The sequence below is a fragment of the Novosphingobium sp. genome (genome assembly GCF_040398825.1).
Classification (GTDB): Bacteria; Pseudomonadota; Alphaproteobacteria; order Sphingomonadales; family Sphingomonadaceae; genus Novosphingobium.
In genome coordinates, this window is record NZ_JBBATI010000019.1 from 49,008 (window position 1) to 67,870 (window position 18,863).

An 18,863-nucleotide genomic window follows, 5' to 3' on the forward strand; every position below is an offset into this window, starting at 1 on the left:
TGTCATAGTTAAGGGCGTGGTGAGAAATGTGCGTTCGCCCCACCCATCCCCCATCGTTCAACCCCCTGCCCGTTTACTTTTGGCGCCGGCCGCCCCAGACCGGCGCGATGGAATCACCCCTTCCCGCTGTGCAGCCGCTGCCCCTGCCGGCGCTGCATGCCAGCCACGGCGGATGCTGGATCGACGTGGGCGACGATTCCCGCCGCGCAAGCCAGATCAGCGCGCGTCAGATCAGCAAGGGCGACGCGATCGTCGCCGCGGCCGATACCCCGCTGATCGTGCTGGGCGCGCCGCTGGTGGCCAGCCGGCTGGGCTATCCCGATCTGTCGGGGCTGGATCTGCTGGAATTGTTTGCGTTTGTGCACCCGGCGCGGTTTGTGGTGCCAACGCCGCACGGGCTGGCGCGCGCGCTCGCTTTGCCCGAACCGGACGGCGATGCCGCGGTCCCGGCGTTCCTGCGGCTGGCCGCCGCCGTGCTGATCGACCACACCGCAGCGGCGGACTGGCATGCGCGTGAAGGCGCGTGGACCGCGCTGGAATTGCTGGCGCGCCAGCGCTGGCCGTGGGCAACGTTGCTGACCAGGACCATACGCCGCCCGGAACGCGCCGAACGCTGGCTGTTTGCGCGCCTGCCCGAATGGGAAGAGGCGCCGCCCCGGCCGCAGCCCGCGCAAGTGGTGCTGGATGATGATGCCATCGCCACGCGGCTGGCCACGATTGCCGGCGCCGGGGCCGAAGACCGCCCGGCGCAGCGCGCCTTTGCGCGTGAGGCGGGCCAGATGTTTGCCCCGCGCGGCACCGTGCGCGTGCCCACCGTGGTGCTGGCACAGGCGGGCACCGGCACCGGCAAAACGCTGGGCTATCTGGCGCCAGCCGCCTTGTGGAGCGCACAATCGGGCGGCACGGTCTGGGTTTCGACTTATACCAAGGCGCTGCAACGCCAGTTGCGCCGCGAAAGCCGCCGCGCCTTTGCCGACCGCGCCACCGGCGAACGCCCGGCCGTGGTGGTGCGCAAGGGCCGCGAAAACTATCTGTGCCTGCTCAATCTTGAAGACGCGCTGCAGGGCGGATTTCAGGGCCGCGCGGCGGTGCTGGCGCAACTGGTGGCGCGCTGGGCGGCATACAGCCAGGATGGCGACATGATCGGCGGCGATCTGCCAGGGTGGCTGGGCACTTTGTTTCGCCGCCGTGGCATCACCGCGCTGACCGACCAGCGTGGCGAGTGCATTTATGCCGCGTGTCCGCATTACCGCAAATGTTTCATCGAACGCGCCACGCGCGCCTCTGCCCAGGCCGATCTGGTGATCGCCAACCACGCGCTGGTGATGATCAACGCCGCGCGGGGCCGGGAAAATGGCGGCCAGCCGACGCGGATCGTGTTTGACGAAGGGCATCACGTGTTCGATGCCGCCGACGCCACCTTTGCCGCCGCGCTGACCGGGGCCGAAACGATCGAATTGCGCCGCTGGGTGATCGGGCCAGAGGGCAAATCGCGCGGCCGCCGCCGGGGCCTGGCGGCGCGGCTGGCTGATCTGGCCAGCTATGACGAAGAGGGCGCGCGCGCGATCACCCGCGCCCGCGACGCGGCAGAGGCACTGCCCGGCGACGGCTGGCTGGCGCGAATCGCCGAAGGGGCCCCGGTGGGCCCGCTCGAAGAATTGCTGGCCGCGACCCGCGCGCTGGTCCACGCCCGCGATGAAAGCGGCGGCCAGGAAGCCGGCTATGGGCTGGAGACCGAGGCGGCCGGGCTGGACGGCGGGTTCATCACCGTGGCCGCCGCCGCACAAGACGCGCTGGAGGCGCTGCGCCAGCCGCTGGCGCGTATCGGCACGCGGATTGAGGCGCTGCTGGCCGATCCGCCCGACTGGCTGGACAGCACCGCGCGCGCGCGGATCGAGGGCGCGCGCGGGTCGATCCAGTGGCGCTGTGACCTGTTGACGGGGTGGATTGCACTGCTGGCGCGGCTGGGTGGGCCGGCCGATCCCGATTTTGTCGATTGGCTGGCGGTCGAACGGTCTGAAGGGCGCGAATGGGATCTGGGGCTGCACCGCCGCTATCTCGACCCGATGAAGCCGTTTGCCGCCGCCGTGCTGGCGCCGGCGCATGGCGTGCTGATGACCAGCGCCACCCTGTGCGACCGACAAGGCCCGGACCCGGACTGGGAATCCGCAATTCAGCGCAGCGGCGCGCGCCACCTGGGCATCAATCCCCGGCTGTTCGCGGTCGACAGCCCGTTTGATTACGCCAACCAGGCGCAAGTGTTGATCGTGACCGATGTTCCGCGGGGCGACATGTCGGCGCTGGCGGCCGCCTATGCCCGGCTGATCGAGGCGGCCGGCGGCGGCGCGCTGGGGCTGTTTACCGCGATCCGGCGGATGCGCGCTGTCCATGGCCGGATTGTCGACCGGCTCGCGCGCGCAGGGCTGCCGCTGTATGCACAGCATGTCGATCCGATCGATACCGGCACGCTGGTCGATATTTTTCGCGATGATCCGCGCGCATCGCTGATCGGTACCGATGCGTTGCGCGACGGGGTCGATGTGCCGGGCATTTCGCTGCGGCTGGTGGTGATGGAACAAGTTCCCTGGCCCAAACCGTCGATCCTGCACCGCGCGCGGCGGCTGGCGGGCGGCGGGCAGGCCCACGATGATGCGATCATCCGCGCACGGCTGGCGCAGGCATTTGGCCGGCTGATTCGGTCTGATACCGATCGCGGCGCGTTCGTGGTGCTGTCGGCAGCATTTCCATCGCGGCTGATCGCGGCGTTTCCGGCTGGAACCCCGGTGCGCCGGGTCACGCTCGATGTGGCTTTACAAAGCATCGCGGGCAGTGTTTCTGAACCCGTTGGCGCCCCTGCACCGACCGCCCCGCTGATCCCTGGACCCCTCGCGTGAAGACGCTCGCCCTGTTTCGCCATGCCAAATCCGACTGGTCCGACGCGCATGCGCGTGATTTTGACCGGCCGTTGAACGCGCGCGGCATTCGCGGCGCGGCGGCGATGGGCCGGTACGTGCACGATCAGGGCTGGCGATTCGACCGTGTCATCGCATCCCCCGCGGTGCGCGTGGCGGAAACGATCGAAATCGCCAGCGAACCGTGGGGCCGCACGTTTCCGGTGGAATGGGACCGGCGCATCTATCTCGCCAGTTCAGAAATGCTGATCGACCTGTTGAAAGAACTACCAGGCGATCCCGCCGCGCTGTTGATGGTCGGCCACAATCCCGGGCTGGAAGACCTGATTTTCGATCTGGTGCCCGACAACGGCACCAGTCCGTTGCGCGCGATTGTCGAGGCCAAGTTTCCCACCGCCACCTTCGCCGTGCTGGAATGCGCGATCGACCATTGGGCCGATATCGCGCCTGGCTGTGCGCGGCTGACCACGCTGGTGCGTCCGCGCGATCTTGATCCCGCGCTGGGCCCGGAATTTCCTGATTAATCGAGCGCGGCGGCCAGCCGGGCGCGAATCGATTCGAGGTGGCGGCGCAACACCTGTACCGCAGTGACGATGTCCTGTTCGGGGCCTTGTCCGGGGGCCGCAGGGTCATCGGCGATGGTCTGCGTGGGCAATGCCAGGCATGCACCGGATGCCGCAACACGCCGCGCCGCAGGCATCGTAAGCGCCGCAGGCATCGCCAGCGCCGCGCGCGCACCACGGATGGTATAGCCATCGCGGTGGACCAGCCTGTCGATGGTGATCAGCAGCGCGATATCTTCGGGCCGGTAATAACGCCGGCCACCGGCCCGGGTAAGCGGGCGCAAGGTGGGAAACTGGTCTTCCCAATAGCGCAGGACATGCTGGCGCAGGCCCAGCGCACGTGCCACTTCACCGATCGTGCGTAAGGCACCGGCATCTTTGCCATCCTGAAAAACCGCAGCAATTTCAGAATGATCGGTCACTTTGCCACGACCTGCCCGGGCGCCCGACGGCCGGATCACGGCGCGCGTACGGGCTGGGGCCGGGCCGTTCATGCAGGAAGGATCATTCGGTTGCGCAAATGCGGTCTTTCAACATCTGGCTGGCGCGAAAGGTCAGCACGCGGCGTGGTGTAATCGGCACCTCAATCCCGGTTTTGGGATTGCGGCCAATCCGTTCCGCCTTATCACGCAGCAGGAATGTGCCAAACCCTGAAATCTTGACGTTTTCACCATCGGCCAGGGCATCACAGACGCGGTTGAGAATCGCTTCAACCATATCCAGCGATTCGGCGCGTGAAAGCCCAACGCGACGATTGATGCTTTCCGCGAGATCAGCCCGCGTCAAAGTGCCAACAGAACGCATCCGTTATTCCCCCAATTGCAACAAAGTCCCACTACCCTGTTGTCAAGATAACCGGTTTTCGGTCCAACGCAATGCGTTACGGGGCCTTTTCATGCATTTCGGCGTGTCCCGATCCGGGTCTGGCGATTGCCACAAACGTGCACGCCAACGGTTGCTTTTGCACGACGGCCAGCGCCGCCATCCAGGCATTACATGCGGATCAGCGCAGCGCCCCAGGTGAACCCGCCGCCCATCGCTTCGAACATGACCAGATCTCCGGGCTTGATGCGCCCGTCGCGGACCGCTTCATCAAACGCCAGCGGCACCGATGCGGCGCTGGTGTTGGCGTGATGATCGACCGTCATCACCACTTTGTCGGGCGACAGCGACAGTTTGCGCGCGGTCGCATCCAGGATGCGTGCGTTGGCCTGGTGCGGCACCACCCAGTCGATATCGGCAGAGGTCATGCCCGCCGTCGCCAGCACTTCTTCCAGCACGCCGGCCAGGTTGACCACCGCGTGGCGAAACACTTCGCGCCCGCGCATGCGCACTTTGCCCACCGTCTGCGTGGTGGAAGGCCCGCCATCGACGAACAGCATGTCGTTATAAGCGCCATCGGCGTGGAGCCGGCTGGCGATCAGGCCCGGTGCGGCGTGGTCATCGGGATCGACCAAGACCGCCTCCAGCACCACGGCGCCCGCGCCATCGCCGAACAGCACACACGTGGTGCGATCGTCCCAATCCAGAATGCGGCTGAAGGTTTCCGCACCGATCACCAGCGCACGCCGCACGTTGCCCCCGCGCAGCAGTGCATCGGCCGTGGTCAGCGCATAGAGAAAGCCCGAACAGACCGCCGCAACGTCAAACGCCATGCCGCCGCGACAGCCCAGGTTGTTCTGCACGATCGTGGCAGAGGCAGGAAAGGTCTGATCGGGGGTGGCGGTGGCCAGAATGATGCAATCGATCGTTGACGCATCGAAACCCGCCGCATCCAGCGCCCGGCGCGCCGCCAGGGTCGCAAGCGAACTGGTGGTTTCGCCATCCCCGGCGATGTGGCGGGCGCGGATGCCGGTACGTTCGACAATCCATTCGTCGGTGGTATCGACCATCGACGCCATTTCGGCATTGGTGACGATCCGTTCGGGCAAGGCCGAGCCGCTGCCGCGAATGACCGATCGCAGAACCGTGCCGGTCATGCGTCAGGCTCTGCATAAGGGCTGTTGGCCGGGCTGGCGGCAGAGCCGGTAATGGCGCTGGTGTCGGCCTCACGCTTTGCCGCGGCGGCCACATCCTGCGCGTGGCGCTGGCTGGCACGAACCGGGCTGTTGATCTTTTCCGCCCCGACATCGGCCAGATCGGCCGCAATACGCGTGGTCAGGTTTTCCTCCAGCAGGCGCGCGGTGATTTCGATGGCGTGGGCAACACCCAGCGCAGAAGCCCCGCCGTGGCTTTTAACCACGATACCGTTAAGCCCGACAAACAGCGCGCCGTTGTGGTTGTTGGGATCAAGATGGTGGCGCAGCAATTCGGTGGCCGGGCGCGAAATCAGAAAGCCGAATTTTGACCGTAGCGAGCTGGAAAAGCTGCGCCGCAGCAGATCGGCCACGAACCGCGCCGCGCCCTCCATCGCCTTCAGCGCGATATTGCCGGAAAATCCGTCGGTTACCACCACATCGATGTCACCGCGGTTAAGCTTGTCCGCCTCGGTAAAGCCATCGAAAGTCAGCGCCAGCGCGCCATCGACATCCTTCAGCACCGCTGCCGCATCGCGCAAGTCGTCAGTGCCCTTGCTTTCCTCGCTACCGATGTTCAACAGCCGCACGCGCGGGCTGGCCAGCCCGTTGACGATACGCGCATAGGCCGCGCCCATGATCGCAAATTGTACCAGATTGCGCGCATCGCAGGCGGTGTTGGCGCCCAGATCGAGCATGACCAGATCGTGATCGCCCAGCGTCGGCACCAGCGCGGCAAGCGCGGGCCGATCGATCCCCGGCAGGGTGCGCAGCGACAGCTTGGCCATCGCCATCAGCGCGCCGGTGTTGCCCGCGCTGACCGCGGCACCGGCCTCACCGGTTTTGACCGCGTCGATCGCCAGACCCATTGATGTCGTGCGCGCACGGCGCAACGCCTGGGTCGGGCGTTCATCGCCAGACACCACATCGGGGGCGTGGCGGATCAGGGTGCGTTCGCTCAAACCCGGATAGCCAGCGATCGCCGCAGCAACCAGCGGTTCATCCCCGGCCATCAGAAAACTGAGCTGCGGATTGCGCGCCAGCGCGAGCGCGGCGCCTTCGACCATCACGCGCAAGCCTTCATCGCCGCCCATCGCGTCCAGTGCGATACGCGGCAGGCTCATGATGCGATGGTCCCCCCCGGTTGTGCAATCGTGTCGTACCCGGCCACGGCGGGCCTGATCGATCCGTGCTTGGTTGACCCACGCGCGTTGGCCTGGATTGCGTACCGGCGCAATGGCGCCGGTTGGCAGGCAGGCAACGCGTATGGTTCCATGATAATGCAGCCCGGGAAACGTACCATTACCGGATCATCACGCAATCCGGTGGTATGGCACGATCAGTTTCCCACCGCGATCACTTCACGGCCATTGTAATGGCCGCAGGCGTTGCACAGCATGTGCGGGCGCTTCAGTTCGCCGCAGTTGGTGCATTCATGGAATGCCTCGACGCTGAGCGCATCATGGCTGCGGCGCATGCCACGGCGGGACGGCGATGTTTTTCGTTTTGGGACGGCCATTTCGGCACCTGTTCCTGATATATTGAGAAGTCTGCGATCACTGGCGCGATAGGCAAATCCGTCGGTCCAGACAACCCCGCTTGTTCCCGTTGCAGCACAGGATGTGCATGCACAGGGCGACAGGCAGATGAAGCGGGCGACGGGGTGCCATTCGCGGGCGAAGGGGGGCCTATACGCATTTCAGGATGATTTGCAAGCCGCACTCAGCTAGCGCTGCAACCGCGCGGCAACAAACGGCCGCAAATCGGGGGAGCAGCAATGACACTATACCTGCCAATCAGCCTGGCCGCGGCCGCAGCCGCCGCGCTGGTAAACATCTGGCTATCGGTCCGCATCGGCGCGGTGCGCCAGGCCAAGAAAATTTCCATCGGCGATGGCGGTGACGAAGCCCTGATCCGGCGCATGCGCGCACAGGCCAATTTCATTGAAAACGCGCCGATCGTGCTGGTGCTGATCGCGCTGGTCGAAGCAGCACGCCCGGGCAACCCGGTGCTGGCCGGCGTGGCGGTGGCGTTCATTCTGGGCCGGATTGCGCATGGCCTGGGCATGGATGGCGGCGCATTCGGGACCGGGCGGATGGTCGGCACGCTGACCACCATGCTGACCCTGCTGGGCGTGGGCATCTGGGCCGCAATCATCGCGTTTACCAGATAAACTCTTCGGCGCGCCCGCAACGGCGGGCGCGCCGGTCATGACAGCATATAGTCGCTGACATAGGAATTGGTCTGGCGTTCCTGGCCAAACGTGCTGACCGGGCCATGCCCGGGCACAAAGGTCACATCATTGCCCAGCGGCCACAGTTTCTGGGTGATCGAATCGATCAGATCCTGATGGTTGCCACGCGGAAAATCGGTGCGGCCAATCGATCCCTGAAACAGCACGTCACCAACGATGGCAAACCGCGACGGCGCGTGGAAAAACACCACGTGCCCCGGCGTGTGCCCCGGGCAATGCACCACATCCAGCACGCAATCGCCGATCGTGACGGTATCGCCATCGTGCAGCCAGCGGTCGGGTTCGAACACTTCGCCGGCGATGCCGTATTTGCGGCCATCGTCACCCAGCCGGTCGATCCAGAAGCGGTCCGCCTCCTCCGGGCCTTCGATCGGCACGCCCAATTCGCGCGCAAACGCGGCGGTGCCGCCGCAATGATCGATGTGGCCGTGCGTCACCAACAGCTTTTCAATAGTGACCCCGGTCTTGGCGATCGCCTGGCGCAGCAACGGCAGATCCCCCCCGGCATCGATAAACGCGCCGCGCATGGTGGCGGTGCACCACACCAGCGTGCAGTTCTGCTGCAACGGTGTCACGGGCAGGATCGCCACTTTCAGCGGCGGGACAGGCGGTTTTGCAGGTTCGGTCATAGGCCCCAAGATGATGGCCCGCACGCCCGAACGCAAGGGTTGATCGGCCCGGGCCAGCGCGCCTGTGCAGGCAATCAGATTTTGCCGCCCTTCCACACCACCCGGCCGATGATCTCCACATCCGGCAGAGCGCGGACCGTGCTGGCATAGGCCGGGTTGTCGCTGATCACCCGGATCATCCCGGCCGCGCCCCGTTCCAGCCGTTTGACCAGCAGCACATCATCGATCCGCACCACATGGATACCATCGCGCCAACCGCCCGACGACCGCACGGCCGAACGATCAACCAGAATTTCATCGCCATCGCGAAACGTCGGCTCCATCGAATCGCCGGCGACCTCGATCACCGACAGGTGCGCCGGATCAAGCCCCAGATCGCGCAGCCAGCGCTGGCTGAACCGCAACCGGCCATCCGCCACATCATCATCCGCGAGCGCACCCGGCCCCGCCGAGGCGCCCAGCGCGAGCCGGGGAATATCCACCCATTGCGCCGTCTTGGCCGGCGCGCGGGCACCGGCAACCAGGCCGCCCCCGCCCGGCCGCACGGTGGCGACCACCGGTACCAACGGCGCGCCCAGTGCGGATTCGTCGACGCCAAAGAACATCGCCAGCGTGTGCCGGTCATTTTCCTCCAGCTTGCGCGGTGATCCCTTGCGCACGAATTGCTGCAGATAGGCGGCGTTGCGCCCGATCATCGCCGACAACGCCGACAGGCTGACGCCGCGTGCACGCGCCAGATCGACCAGCCGCGCGCGCGGATCGGCGGGATCGAGGATGTCCGGTGCGCTGCTGATCGGCATGGTTGGCAAGTCCTTACCCCAATTTCGAAGGATTTTTCCTAGACCGAGATATTTTTCCTGTCAATATAAGAAATATCTTACGCCGACTCGAAAGGAAGCCCCTGATGACCACGCCCCTGCCCCACACCGATCCTGCCAGCCCGGCGCTGAAGTCCGGCGCGAAACCTTCGATCTGGTGCGATCCAACTCCACGGGCAAAGCGGCGCATCACCACCCAACCAAAAATGCGGTGGGAACATTTCATGAACAAAATGAGGGAAACGGCGATGTGGCGCGACAACAACCTGGGCAAGCCGGATCTGACCAAATCGGACCTCACCAGACCGGCCCCCCACCACACGGCCCGCGACCGCAGCGAACCGCGCGGCAATCGCCCGCGCATAACCGCCGGGCAACGCCTGGCGCAGGCACTGTTCGACCGCGCCGGCCCGCTGGCGCGGCTGGTCCGCCATGGCGAAACGCAATGGTCCAGCGCCACCTTCAGCGGATCGCGCCATACCTTTGTGCTGCGCTTTCAGGGTATCGAAGCGCTGAGCGCGGCCGAACTGCTGGTGATCGCGATCGGCGATGATGCCATCACCGTGCCCCGCGCGCTGATCGCCGAAATGACGGTGACCCGCTTTACCCAGACGCTGCTGCCCCACCCCGAGGCGGAGATGGAGATCAGCGCGCTGCTGCTGGATCAGTAACCGCGCGCCAGATCGACCGCCGGCGCCACCGGTTCGCCCCGGTGCCAGCGGTCGAGATTGGCCAGAAAGCGGTCAACGCTGCGCACAAACATCTTGTCCTGCGCGCGGCCCGACAGGTGCATGGTGACATGGGCATTGGGCACGCGCCACAGCGGATGCCCCGGCGGCAGCGGTTCGGGCGTGCACACATCCAGAAATGCGCCGCCCAGCCGCCCGGCATTCAGCGCGGTGATCAGCGCATCCTGATCGATCACGCTGCCGCGCGCGACATTGACCAGCATCGCGCCGGGCTTCATCGCGGCGATCTCTGCCGCGCCGATCAGCCCGTTGGTTTCGGGTGTGGCCGGCACCGCGATGATCACCCAGTCGAATTCGTCCAGCCGCGCGCGCCACTGATCAGGGGTCAGGCAGCCCGGCGCAGGCCCGCGCCGCACCATGGTCACATCGACCGCAAAGCCCGCCAGCATCTGCGCCACGCGCCCACCGATCGCGCCAGCGCCCAGAATCAGCGCGCGGCTGCCGTACAATTCGCGCTTGCCGGGGGAATCCATCAGCCATTCTTCACGCGCCTGCGCCGCCACGACTTGCGCATAGCCTTTGGCCATGGTCAGCATGCCCATCACCACATATTCGGCAATCGTGATCGCGTTGATCCCGGCGCCGTTGGTCAAAGTGACACCGCGTTCGGCCAGCACATCCAGCGGAAAGGCATCGACCCCGGCATAGATCGAATTGAGCCATTTCAGCCGTGTGGCCAGACGGATGGCATCGGCCATCGGCGCGGGTTTGTGCAGATCGAACCAGCCGATGTCCGCAAGCGGTGCCAGTTCCATCAGTTCCGCCGTGGTGGCAAAGCCGCGCAAATCCACCCATTCCGGCACGCGCCCGGCCAGCATCGGCGCCGCCAGTGCATTGACCACCACCACCGTGCGCAGACCACCGGCGTGTCCATCGTCGCTCAACCGCAATCTCCCCCAAAACCCGCGCGCTATCACCACGGCTTGGCCCGACTATGGCGGGACGCCACGCCCATGGCAAAGCGCAAATCGGGGGCGGCTTGCGGGCGCAGCTTGCGCCCATGCCTGATCCACTATGCCTCATATTCGGAGGAAGTTGACCACCGCGTGATCGCCAAAGCGATCTAATCCCGCGCGGAGTGAACGCGGGCCGGGCCGGGCGCGTGGCAACATAAGGGGATGGCATGCCGGTTTGGCGATGGATCGGATCGATCATGGTGGCACACATCCTGATCACCGCGGTCCTGGTGACGCTGGTGGCCACACCGGCCCGCGCGGCGTCGCGTCCGGGACCGGTCGAGCGCGAAGACCGGATCGGGCAGATTGTCCTGCACCGTGCGATCTGCGCGCGCGACCCGCGCCCGATGCACATGCATTGCCACGCCCATGTGCAGGTGCGCGCCGATGGCCGGCCGATGCCGGGTGCAATCGCCGCAGCGACGCTGTCCCCCGCCACGCTGTCCCCCGCCACCCTGCCCCCCGCCACCCTACCCCCCAATGCCATCGTGCCATCGGGCTATGGTCCGGCCGATCTGCGCAATGCCTATCGCATCGCCGCAAAGGGTGTCAGCACCACGATTGTCGCGGTTGTCGATGCCTATGGCTATGCCCGCGCGGAAAGCGATCTGGCGATCTATCGCAGCCAGTATGGCCTGCCCCCCTGCACCGCGGCCAGCGGCTGTTTTACCAGGGTCGACCAGCGTGGCGGCACCACCCTGCCGCCACCGGATACCGGCTGGGCACAGGAACAGGCGCTCGATATCCAGATGGTCAGCGCGATGTGCCCGAATTGCCGCATCCTGCTGGTGGAAACCGACGACGACACGGTCGACAACCTGTCCGCCGGCGTGGCGCTGGCGGTAGCGTCGGGGGCGAGCGCGATTTCCAACAGCTATGGCGGCACGGAACCGGGCACGCGCCCGTTTGCCAGCGTGTATCGCCAACCCGGCATCGCCATTACCGCCAGCGCGGGCGACAGCGGCTATGGCGCCGAATTTCCCGCCAGCGCGCCATTTGTGATCGCGGTGGGTGGAACCAAACTGGTGCGCGCCGCCAACACGCCACGGGGGTGGAAGGAAACCGCCTGGGCCAACAGCGGCAGCGGCTGTTCCGCGATGTACCCCAAACCATCGTGGCAGACCGACACCTTGTGCACCAAACGCATGATGAACGATGTGGCCGCGGTCGCCGCGCCAGCGACAGGCGTGGCGGTCTATGGCCCGATCGGGCCGGGCAACACGGCCAGCTGGATGGTGTTTGGCGGCACCAGCGTAGGCGCGCCGCTGATCGCCGGGATCTATGGCGCGGCCGGATCGCACCCGATCGGCGCGCGGTCGCTGTGGCTGAAACCGGGGTTTCTGTTCGATGTGACCGCCGGCAGCGACGGGCAATGCGGCGGCACCTATTTTTGCACCGCGCAGACCGGATATGATGGTCCCACCGGCAATGGCACCCCGCGCGGCAAAGGCGCGTTCTGAATGGGCTGGCTGTCCCGGCTGCCCGCGCTGGCGCTGCTGCTGACACTGGCGCTGGGCCTTGTTCCCGGCCATGTACTGGCACAAACCGCCGATTTGCGCCCCGATGCCACACCCGCATTGCTGACCGCGATCCAGCTGATCAGCCAGTCGCCGACCGAAGCGCGGTTCCGGCTGACGCTGGCGCCGCACGCCAATGGTTTTGCCCCACTGGCCGACACCCCCGAATCGCTGGGCAAACCCGCACTGGCGCTGGCGCTGACCACGCGCGCCAGCAGCGCCGGGCTGACCGGACGGCTGGACGGGCTGGTGCGCGCGGTCCGTTTTGAACAAGTGGACAGCGTGTTGATCATACGCTTTGCCGCGACGGCGGCCGCGGTGGCAGAGGCGCACACGGTTGACCCGGCGACGCTGGACATCACCGTGCACGCGACCGCCCTGGCGCACGGCGCGGCCCTGCCGACGCGCGCACGCACGCCCGCCAATCCGCCGCCGGCCGATGATGCCGATGCACAAAGCGAACTGGTCATGCTGAAATACGCCGATGTCAGCGAAGTGGTGGGGTTGATCAGCCCGGGCGCGCAGATCCGCCCCAACGACCATTTCATCCCGCGCGAACCCGGCTTTGGTTCGACCAGCCTGACCGGCGGCAGCTATGCCGCGCAAGTGCTGGCACCCGGCGATGCCCCCGATCAGCCGCTGGGCGAAAGCGTCGATGCCAGCGGCACGATCGCCATCGATCGCCGGCTCAACGCGATCTGGCTGCACGCCCCGCCGGCGCGCATTGCCCGGCTGAAGGCGCAGATCGCGCTGATCGATGTCCCGCTCGACAGCGTGATCCTGGATACCGAATTGGTCGAACTGACCGAATCCGGCGCTCGATCGGTGGGCATCGATTTTGCCAATGCCAGCGGCCAGATTGCGCTGTTTTCGGTGCAAAGCGGCCAGTTCATCCCTTCGGGCGAAAGCCCCAACAACGCCGGCCGGCTGGCCAGCGGGCAATTGCAGGCGGCGATTTCGGCGCAGATTACAAAGGGCAATGGCAAGATCGTGTCGCGCCCGCGCATCGCCGCGCTGTCGGGCGCGACCGCAAAGATCATCACCGGCGATGCCCTGCCGATCCTGACCTCGATCACGCTGTCGGGGGTCAACGGCGTGTCGCAGCAGGTGCAATATGTGAACGTGGGCGTCACGCTGCAGATTGCGCCACGCGTTGGGCCCGATGGCGCGGTCACCAGCCACGTGTTTTGCGTGGTGTCGAGCGTGACCGGCTATGCCCAGGGCTATCCCACCATTTCACAGCGTGAGGCCGAAACCGTGGCCAGCGTCCACGATGGCGAAAGCTTTGTGATCGGCGGGCTGACGCAGGAAACCGTGCTCGACACGCGCACGCACATCCCGCTGCTGGGTGATATCCCGCTGATCGGAAAAGTGTTTGGCACCACCACCCATGCCAAGCAAAAGACCGACCTGTATATTGTGGTCACGCCCCACATCCTGCGGCACCGGGGGTGAAACGCCTCAAGACCTTGACCCGGCGGGGCTTTCACAGCGGGGCGGCTACAGCGGGCGCCAGTCCCAGCCGAGCGGGTCGCCATCCATAACCTCGACGCCGGCGGCGGCCAGGTCATCGCGCAGGGCATCGGACCGCGCGAAGTCCTTGTCCGCGCGCGCCGCGCGGCGCTGGTCGAGGATGGCGGTGATCGCAGCTTCGTCGATCGTCGCTGACTTTGGCCGCAACCGCAGCGCAGTCCGGTCCAACGTGAGCAGACCGAGGCCCAGTACGGAATCGACCAGCGCGATTGCCGCCAGTTTCTGCGCCGCATCCACCTTTTTCATCGCGACAATTTCGTCCAGCACGGTCAGCGCGATCGGGGTGTTGAGATCGTCGCTTATCGCCGCATCAAACCGGCCAAGCGCATCGGCAAAGCGCGGCCCGGGCGCATCCGCCGGTTCGGGCGCCGCCGCGCGGGCCTGCGCCACCGCCATGACCAGCCGTTTCAGCCGGGTCAGCGCGGCATTCAGCCCGTCCCACGAAAATTCCAGTTCACTGCGATAATGCGCCGCCAGGCACATCAGGCGATAGGCCAGCGGGTGATAGCCGCGATCGACCAGCAGTTGCAGGCGCAGGAATTCGCCCGAACTTTTTGACATCTTGCCGGTGCGATCGACCAGAAAATTGTTGTGCATCCACACGTTCGCGCCCGAATTGGCCGGATCTGTCAGGCCGCCGGTGCAGCAGAACGCCTGATTTTGCGCGATTTCGTTGGGGTGGTGGATTTCGCGATGGTCGATCCCGCCGGTGTGGATATCGAACGGAAACCCCAGCAGCGCGCCGCTCATCACCGAACATTCCAGATGCCAGCCGGGCGCACCACGCCCCCACGGCGAATCCCATTCCATCTGCCGCGATTCGCCCGCCGGAGTCTTGCGCCAGATGGCAAAGTCGGCCGGGTGCCGCTTGCCCTCAACCTCGTCGATGCGCCCGGCACCTTCCTCGGTATTGGCACGCGCCAGCCGGCCGTAATCGGCCACCGATCCGACATCGAAATACAGCCCGCCCGGCAGTTCATAGCAATGCCGCGCGGCAATGGTTTTGGCAAAGTCGATCATCTGCGGGATATAATCGGTGGCGATCGACCAGTGCGCCGGGGTGCGAATGTTCAGCGCGGCGATGTCGGCCCAATAGGCCTGGGTATAATGGCGCGCGATGTCCCAGATCGATTGCGCCCGCGCAGTCGCCGCCGCCTCCATCTTGTCCTGCCCGTCATCCGCATCGTCGGTCAGATGGCCGACATCGGTGATGTTGATCACATGGGTCAGCGCATAGCCCTTGTACGACAACGTGCGCCCCAGGACATCGGCAAACACATAGGCGCGCATGTTGCCGATGTGCGGATAGTTGTAGACCGTCGGCCCGCAGGTATAGACCCGCGCCTCACCGGGGTGGACCGGCTGGAACGGCTCGGGCGCGCGGGTCAGGCTGTTGAACAGCATGAGCGGGTGGGTGGAGTTCACAGGATCGGTCAAAGCGTCGGTCATGTGTCGGGCCTTGCCTTGGTCGTGGCTATAGCGTCAAGCCTGCCGCTTTTCCCGCCCCCCACACCACAGCCCGACCACCCTAACCCCGCTCATGCTGAGCGTGTCGAAGCACACGCGCCAAGGTTGGGGCAATTGGCGGAGAGGCGCCTTGGGCAAATGTTTGCGCGTGTGCTTCGACAAGCTCAGCATGAGCGGATTTCATTGTAATATTTAAGTTTCTTGAAACCCCACAAACGTCACCGCGTCATCCAGCGGGGCGCGCTCCACCGCAAAGGTGTTGATTGCCGCAGCCGGATCACGATGCCCGATCGCCAGCCCGCAAAAGAAGATGTGGTCATCGGGAATCGGCACCACTGTGCGAATCTGCGCCTGGTAAATCGCCCAGGCCTCTTGCGCGCACGAATCCAGCCCCGCCTCTCGCAGCAGCAACATCACTGTCTGCAGCCACATGCCGATATCCGACCATTGCGGCGGGCCCATCGTGCGCGGGGTGTGCACCAGCATCAGCACCGGCGCATCAAACGCGCGAAAATTGGCGGCAAACTGCATCAGCCGCCCCATTTTGTTGTCGCGCGGGATGTCCAGCGCGGCATACATCGCCTCCCCCACGCCGAACCGGCGTTCGGCATAGGCACCGGACAATTCCGCCGGATAGATGGCGTATTCGGGCGCATGCGCGGCGCGCCCCTGTGGCAGCACTGCCGCCACCGTTTCGATCAGTGCGGCAAGCGGTTCCCCGGTCAGCACATGCGCGTTCCACGGTTGCACATTGCCCCCGGATGGCGCGCGTTGCGCCAGTTCCAGCACGCGGCGCAACACCGCCGGATCAACCGGATCGGGCAGGAACCGGCGAATCGAACGGCGGCTGGCTACGGCGTCGGACACGGTGGGGGATGCGGGTGCGGTCATGGCCATTTAATTGACCGGTTAAACCGCAATGGTCAATCGTCTTCGAACAGGCCGGCCAATTGTTCAACGATGGTGCCGCCCAGCTGTTCGACATCCATGATCGTGACCGCGCGGCGGTAATAGCGCGTGACATCGTGGCCGATGCCGATCGCCACCAATTGCACCGGCGACTGTTTTTCGATCCAGTCGATCACTTTGCGCAAATGCTGTTCCAGGTATCCCGCGCTGTTGACCGACAGCGTCGAATCATCGACCGGTGCGCCATCGGAAATCACCATCAGGATGCGGCGGTCCTCGGTGCGCGACAGCAGCCGCGAATGCGCCCACAACAGCGCTTCGCCGTCGATGTTTTCCTTCAGCAGGCCTTCGCGCATCATCAGGCCCAGATTCTTGCGCGCGCGGCGCCACGGCTCATCCGCCTTTTTGTAAACAATGTGGCGCAAATCGTTGAGCCGGCCGGGATTTGCCTGTTTGCCATGAGTCAGCCAGGCTTCGCGCGACTGGCCGCCCTTCCACGCGCGGGTGGTAAAGCCGAGCACTTCGGTCTTGACCCCGCAGCGTTCGAGCGTGCGCGCCAGAATATCCGCGCTGATCGCCGCGATCGAGATTGGCCGCCCGCGCATCGATCCCGAATTGTCGATCAGCAGCGTGACCACGGTATCCTTGAATTCGATATCGCGTTCGATCTTGTAGCTGAGCGAATGGCCGGGCGAGATGACCACCCGCGCCAGCCGCGCGGCATCGATAAGGCCTTCTTCCTGGTCAAAATCCCATGACCGGTTCTGCTGCGCCATCAGCCGGCGTTGCAGCCGGTTGGCCAGCCGCGTCACGACCGATTGCAGGCCCTTCATCTGCGTATCGAGATAAGCGCGCAGCCGGGTCAATTCATCCTCATCGCACAGATCCGAGGCCGCGATCACCTCATCGAACTGTTCGGTATAGGCCTTGTAATCAAACCCGTCGGGCAGATCGGTCCACGGCCGGTTGGGCCGCGTCGGCAACATGCCTTCATCGCCATCATCGGCGATATCGGCATCGGCGCTGTCTTCGATCTCGTTGGGGTCTGCCTCTTGCTCGCCGTCTTCGCCGCCATCGCTGGTTTCGCCGGCCATTTCGCTGGGAGACTGGTCGGCGGCATCGTCGCCCGCGTCGGGCTGATCCTCACCCTCGTCCTGATCGGCGCTGTCGTCGTCATCGCTGTCGGTGGGCGGCGCGTCGGTCGGCTGGGTGAGTTCAAGATGGCCGAGCATCTCGAGCGCGAGTTGCTGAAACGCCTTTTGGTCAACGAGCGCATCACGGAGCGCCGAAAAATCGTCGCCCGCTTTTGTCGTGATCCAGCTGCGCACCAGATCGGTGCCCAGCCGCGCGGGTTCGGGCACCGGTTGCCCGGTCAGCGCCTCTCGCAGCAGCAGCGACACCGCGCTTTGCAACGGCACATCTTCGGCACGGACGGCGCGCGCGATTGGATCGCCAAGCATGCGCACATCGGTCGCCGCGCCGATATTGCCGCGAATGCCGGCATAGCCGTCTGATCCCAGCGCCTCGTACCGCACTTGTTCAATCGCATCATAGACCGCGCGCGCCACTGGTTCGCCCGGGGCGCGGGCCTGGTGCAGCGCGGCATTGTGCAGCCGCAGTTTCAACGCCATCGAATCGGCAAAACCACGTGCCTCGGCCACTTGCGCGGCAGGCAGCGCGCGGGGCGGCATCGGAATGCGCAAGGCAGTGCCCGCTTGCCCTGCCGCATCGGCGGTCCACGCCACCTCGATCTCGGGTTCTTCGGCCAGCGCCCGGGCGGTGCCGGCAAGCGCGGCGCGGAACTGGTCGAGGGGCGTTTCGTCACGCAAGGCGCTGGCTCATCCGTCAAAAAAGCTGAGTGTCAGCCAATGCTCTGCCCGGTCTTGGCCCAGTCTGCAAGGAACCCTTCGATGCCCTTGTCGGTCAGCACGTGGCGGAACAGGCCCTTGATCACGCCCGGCGGCGCGGTGATCACATCGGCGCCGATCCGCGCGCTTTCCAGCACATGGATGCCATGGCGGATCGATGCGACCAGGATTTCGGTGCGATAATCGTAATTGTCATAGATCAGCCGGATGTCGGCGATCAGCGCCATCCCGTCGAACCCGTTGTCATCGTGCCGGCCGACGAAGGGCGAAACAAACGTGGCGCCGGCCTTGGCCGCCAGCAGCGCCTGCGCCGCGGAAAAGCACAGCGTGACGTTGACCATGGTGCCGTCGCTGGTCAGCGCCTTGCAGGTTTTCAGCCCGTCGATGGTCAGCGGCACCTTGATGCACACGTTGTCGGCGATGCGCCGCAGAATCTCCGCCTCCCGCATCATGCCCGGATGGTCCAGCGCGATCACTTCGGCGCTGACCGGGCCATCGGTCAGCTTACAGATTTCGGCGGTCACTTCCTTGAAATCGCGGCCCGCCCGCGCGATCAGCGTGGGATTGGTGGTGACCCCGTCCAGCAGCCCGGTGGCGGCCAGATCGGCGATTTCGGCGGTATCGGCGGTGTCGACAAAGAATTTCATGGGCGTTGCGTTCCTGATCCGGGGGG

18 protein-coding genes are annotated in these 18,863 nt (G+C 65.5%); 6 read left to right on the forward strand and 12 right to left on the reverse strand.

From position 1 onward, the window contains the following. Positions 1-107 precede the first annotated feature (107 nt). Both ABWP89_RS10915 and ABWP89_RS10920 read left to right on the forward strand, forming a co-directional pair. Positions 108-2,894 carry an ATP-dependent DNA helicase gene (locus tag ABWP89_RS10915; RefSeq protein ID WP_353229230.1) on the forward strand — a complete coding sequence of 929 codons (2,787 nt, stop codon included), beginning with the start codon at positions 108-110 and terminating at the stop codon, positions 2,892-2,894. Next, positions 2,891-3,436 carry a SixA phosphatase family protein gene (locus ABWP89_RS10920; protein WP_353229231.1) on the forward strand — a complete coding sequence of 182 codons (546 nt, stop codon included), beginning with the start codon at positions 2,891-2,893 and terminating at the stop codon, positions 3,434-3,436. Before ABWP89_RS10915 ends, ABWP89_RS10920 begins: the two co-directional genes overlap by 4 nt. Here the strand turns inward: ABWP89_RS10920 and ABWP89_RS10925 are convergent. The 5 genes from ABWP89_RS10925 to rpmF all read right to left on the reverse strand — a co-directional run bounded on the left by ABWP89_RS10925 (position 3,433) and on the right by rpmF (position 7,009). Beyond that, positions 3,433-3,897: a MerR family transcriptional regulator gene (locus tag ABWP89_RS10925; RefSeq protein WP_353229232.1), complete on the reverse strand. Its 465-nt coding sequence runs from the start codon at positions 3,895-3,897 to the stop codon at positions 3,433-3,435. The genes ABWP89_RS10920 and ABWP89_RS10925 overlap by 4 nt on opposite strands. An 82-nt stretch (positions 3,898-3,979) precedes the next feature. Then, complete coding sequence (locus ABWP89_RS10930; RefSeq protein WP_353229234.1) at positions 3,980-4,279, reverse strand: integration host factor subunit alpha; 300 nt, start codon at positions 4,277-4,279, stop codon at positions 3,980-3,982. A gap of 188 nt (positions 4,280-4,467) precedes the next feature. After that, complete coding sequence (locus ABWP89_RS10935) at positions 4,468-5,454, reverse strand: beta-ketoacyl-ACP synthase III (protein ID WP_353229235.1); 987 nt, start codon at positions 5,452-5,454, stop codon at positions 4,468-4,470. Then, the gene (gene plsX / locus ABWP89_RS10940; RefSeq protein ID WP_353229236.1) at positions 5,451-6,614 is read right to left on the reverse strand and encodes a phosphate acyltransferase PlsX; all 1,164 of its coding nucleotides are present in this window, start codon (positions 6,612-6,614) and stop codon (positions 5,451-5,453) included. Before plsX ends, ABWP89_RS10935 begins: the two co-directional genes overlap by 4 nt. Positions 6,615-6,829: 215 nt before the next feature. Beyond that, positions 6,830-7,009, reverse strand: coding sequence for a 50S ribosomal protein L32 (gene rpmF, locus ABWP89_RS10945; RefSeq protein ID WP_353229237.1), 180 nt, complete (start codon positions 7,007-7,009; stop codon positions 6,830-6,832). Positions 7,010-7,267: 258 nt separating this feature from the next. Between rpmF and ABWP89_RS10950 the strand changes: the two genes are divergently transcribed. Next, positions 7,268-7,663, forward strand: a complete 396-nt coding sequence (locus tag ABWP89_RS10950; RefSeq protein ID WP_353229239.1) for an MAPEG family protein — start codon at positions 7,268-7,270, stop codon at positions 7,661-7,663. A gap of 35 nt (positions 7,664-7,698) precedes the next feature. Here the strand turns inward: ABWP89_RS10950 and ABWP89_RS10955 are convergent, their stop codons facing one another. Then, positions 7,699-8,373 (reverse strand): MBL fold metallo-hydrolase, encoded by a 675-nt coding sequence (locus ABWP89_RS10955; protein ID WP_353229240.1) that lies wholly within the window; start codon positions 8,371-8,373, stop codon positions 7,699-7,701. A gap of 74 nt (positions 8,374-8,447) precedes the next feature. After that, entirely contained in the window at positions 8,448-9,173 is a 726-nt protein-coding gene (locus tag ABWP89_RS10960; protein ID WP_353229242.1) for a S24 family peptidase, read from the reverse strand. 242 nt (positions 9,174-9,415) lie between these two features. Here ABWP89_RS10960 and ABWP89_RS10965 point away from each other — a divergent pair, with 242 nt between their 5' ends. After that, a complete protein-coding gene (locus ABWP89_RS10965; protein WP_353229243.1) occupies positions 9,416-9,862 on the forward strand; it encodes a hypothetical protein in 447 nt (148 codons plus the stop codon). Here ABWP89_RS10965 and ABWP89_RS10970 read toward each other — a convergent pair. Continuing rightward, on the reverse strand, positions 9,856-10,758 hold the full coding sequence (locus tag ABWP89_RS10970) for a D-2-hydroxyacid dehydrogenase (protein WP_353229268.1): 903 nt from the start codon (positions 10,756-10,758) through the stop codon (positions 9,856-9,858). The two genes, ABWP89_RS10965 and ABWP89_RS10970, sit on opposite strands and share 7 nt — an antisense overlap. Before the next feature lie 305 nt (positions 10,759-11,063). Here ABWP89_RS10970 and ABWP89_RS10975 point away from each other — a divergent pair, with 305 nt between their 5' ends. Together ABWP89_RS10975 and ABWP89_RS10980 are read left to right on the forward strand one after the other, a co-directional pair. Continuing rightward, positions 11,064-12,356 (forward strand): S53 family peptidase, encoded by a 1,293-nt coding sequence (locus ABWP89_RS10975; protein ID WP_353229244.1) that lies wholly within the window; start codon positions 11,064-11,066, stop codon positions 12,354-12,356. Then, positions 12,357-13,868, forward strand: coding sequence for a type II secretion system protein GspD (locus tag ABWP89_RS10980; protein WP_353229245.1), 1,512 nt, complete (start codon positions 12,357-12,359; stop codon positions 13,866-13,868). Between the two features lie 45 nt (positions 13,869-13,913). Here the strand turns inward: ABWP89_RS10980 and cysS are convergent, their stop codons facing one another. From cysS to fsa, 4 genes are all read right to left on the reverse strand, one after another. Then, positions 13,914-15,395, reverse strand: coding sequence for a cysteine--tRNA ligase (gene cysS / locus ABWP89_RS10985; RefSeq protein ID WP_353229246.1), 1,482 nt, complete (start codon positions 15,393-15,395; stop codon positions 13,914-13,916). 210 nt (positions 15,396-15,605) lie between these two features. After that, positions 15,606-16,304 carry a nitroreductase gene (locus ABWP89_RS10990; RefSeq protein ID WP_353229247.1) on the reverse strand — a complete coding sequence of 233 codons (699 nt, stop codon included), beginning with the start codon at positions 16,302-16,304 and terminating at the stop codon, positions 15,606-15,608. 32 nt (positions 16,305-16,336) lie between these two features. Beyond that, a complete protein-coding gene (cobT, locus tag ABWP89_RS10995) occupies positions 16,337-18,151 on the reverse strand; it encodes a cobaltochelatase subunit CobT (RefSeq protein WP_353229248.1) in 1,815 nt (604 codons plus the stop codon). A 32-nt stretch (positions 18,152-18,183) separates the two neighbouring features. Then, the gene (gene fsa, locus ABWP89_RS11000; protein WP_353229250.1) at positions 18,184-18,837 is read right to left on the reverse strand and encodes a fructose-6-phosphate aldolase; all 654 of its coding nucleotides are present in this window, start codon (positions 18,835-18,837) and stop codon (positions 18,184-18,186) included. Positions 18,838-18,863: the final 26 nt, after the last annotated feature.

What these genes read in the sequence shown, in the direction of transcription:
- ABWP89_RS10915 (WP_353229230.1), top strand. Translation starts at nt 108, where the DNA reads ATGGAATCACCCCTTCCCGCTGTGCAGCCGCTGCCCCTGCCGGCGCTG.
- ABWP89_RS10930 (WP_353229234.1), bottom strand. Translation starts at nt 4,279, where the DNA reads ATGCGTTCTGTTGGCACTTTGACGCGGGCTGATCTCGCGGAAAGCATC.
- ABWP89_RS10935 (WP_353229235.1), bottom strand. Translation starts at nt 5,454, where the DNA reads ATGACCGGCACGGTTCTGCGATCGGTCATTCGCGGCAGCGGCTCGGCC.
- plsX (WP_353229236.1), bottom strand. Translation starts at nt 6,614, where the DNA reads ATGAGCCTGCCGCGTATCGCACTGGACGCGATGGGCGGCGATGAAGGC.
- rpmF (WP_353229237.1), bottom strand. Translation starts at nt 7,009, where the DNA reads ATGGCCGTCCCAAAACGAAAAACATCGCCGTCCCGCCGTGGCATGCGC.
- ABWP89_RS10950 (WP_353229239.1), top strand. Translation starts at nt 7,268, where the DNA reads ATGACACTATACCTGCCAATCAGCCTGGCCGCGGCCGCAGCCGCCGCG.
- ABWP89_RS10955 (WP_353229240.1), bottom strand. Translation starts at nt 8,373, where the DNA reads ATGACCGAACCTGCAAAACCGCCTGTCCCGCCGCTGAAAGTGGCGATC.
- ABWP89_RS10960 (WP_353229242.1), bottom strand. Translation starts at nt 9,173, where the DNA reads ATGCCGATCAGCAGCGCACCGGACATCCTCGATCCCGCCGATCCGCGC.
- ABWP89_RS10965 (WP_353229243.1), top strand. Translation starts at nt 9,416, where the DNA reads ATGAACAAAATGAGGGAAACGGCGATGTGGCGCGACAACAACCTGGGC.
- ABWP89_RS10970 (WP_353229268.1), bottom strand. Translation starts at nt 10,758, where the DNA reads ATGCTGGCCGGGCGCGTGCCGGAATGGGTGGATTTGCGCGGCTTTGCC.
- ABWP89_RS10975 (WP_353229244.1), top strand. Translation starts at nt 11,064, where the DNA reads ATGCCGGTTTGGCGATGGATCGGATCGATCATGGTGGCACACATCCTG.
- ABWP89_RS10980 (WP_353229245.1), top strand. Translation starts at nt 12,357, where the DNA reads ATGGGCTGGCTGTCCCGGCTGCCCGCGCTGGCGCTGCTGCTGACACTG.
- cysS (WP_353229246.1), bottom strand. Translation starts at nt 15,395, where the DNA reads ATGACCGACGCTTTGACCGATCCTGTGAACTCCACCCACCCGCTCATG.
- ABWP89_RS10990 (WP_353229247.1), bottom strand. Translation starts at nt 16,304, where the DNA reads ATGACCGCACCCGCATCCCCCACCGTGTCCGACGCCGTAGCCAGCCGC.
- fsa (WP_353229250.1), bottom strand. Translation starts at nt 18,837, where the DNA reads ATGAAATTCTTTGTCGACACCGCCGATACCGCCGAAATCGCCGATCTG.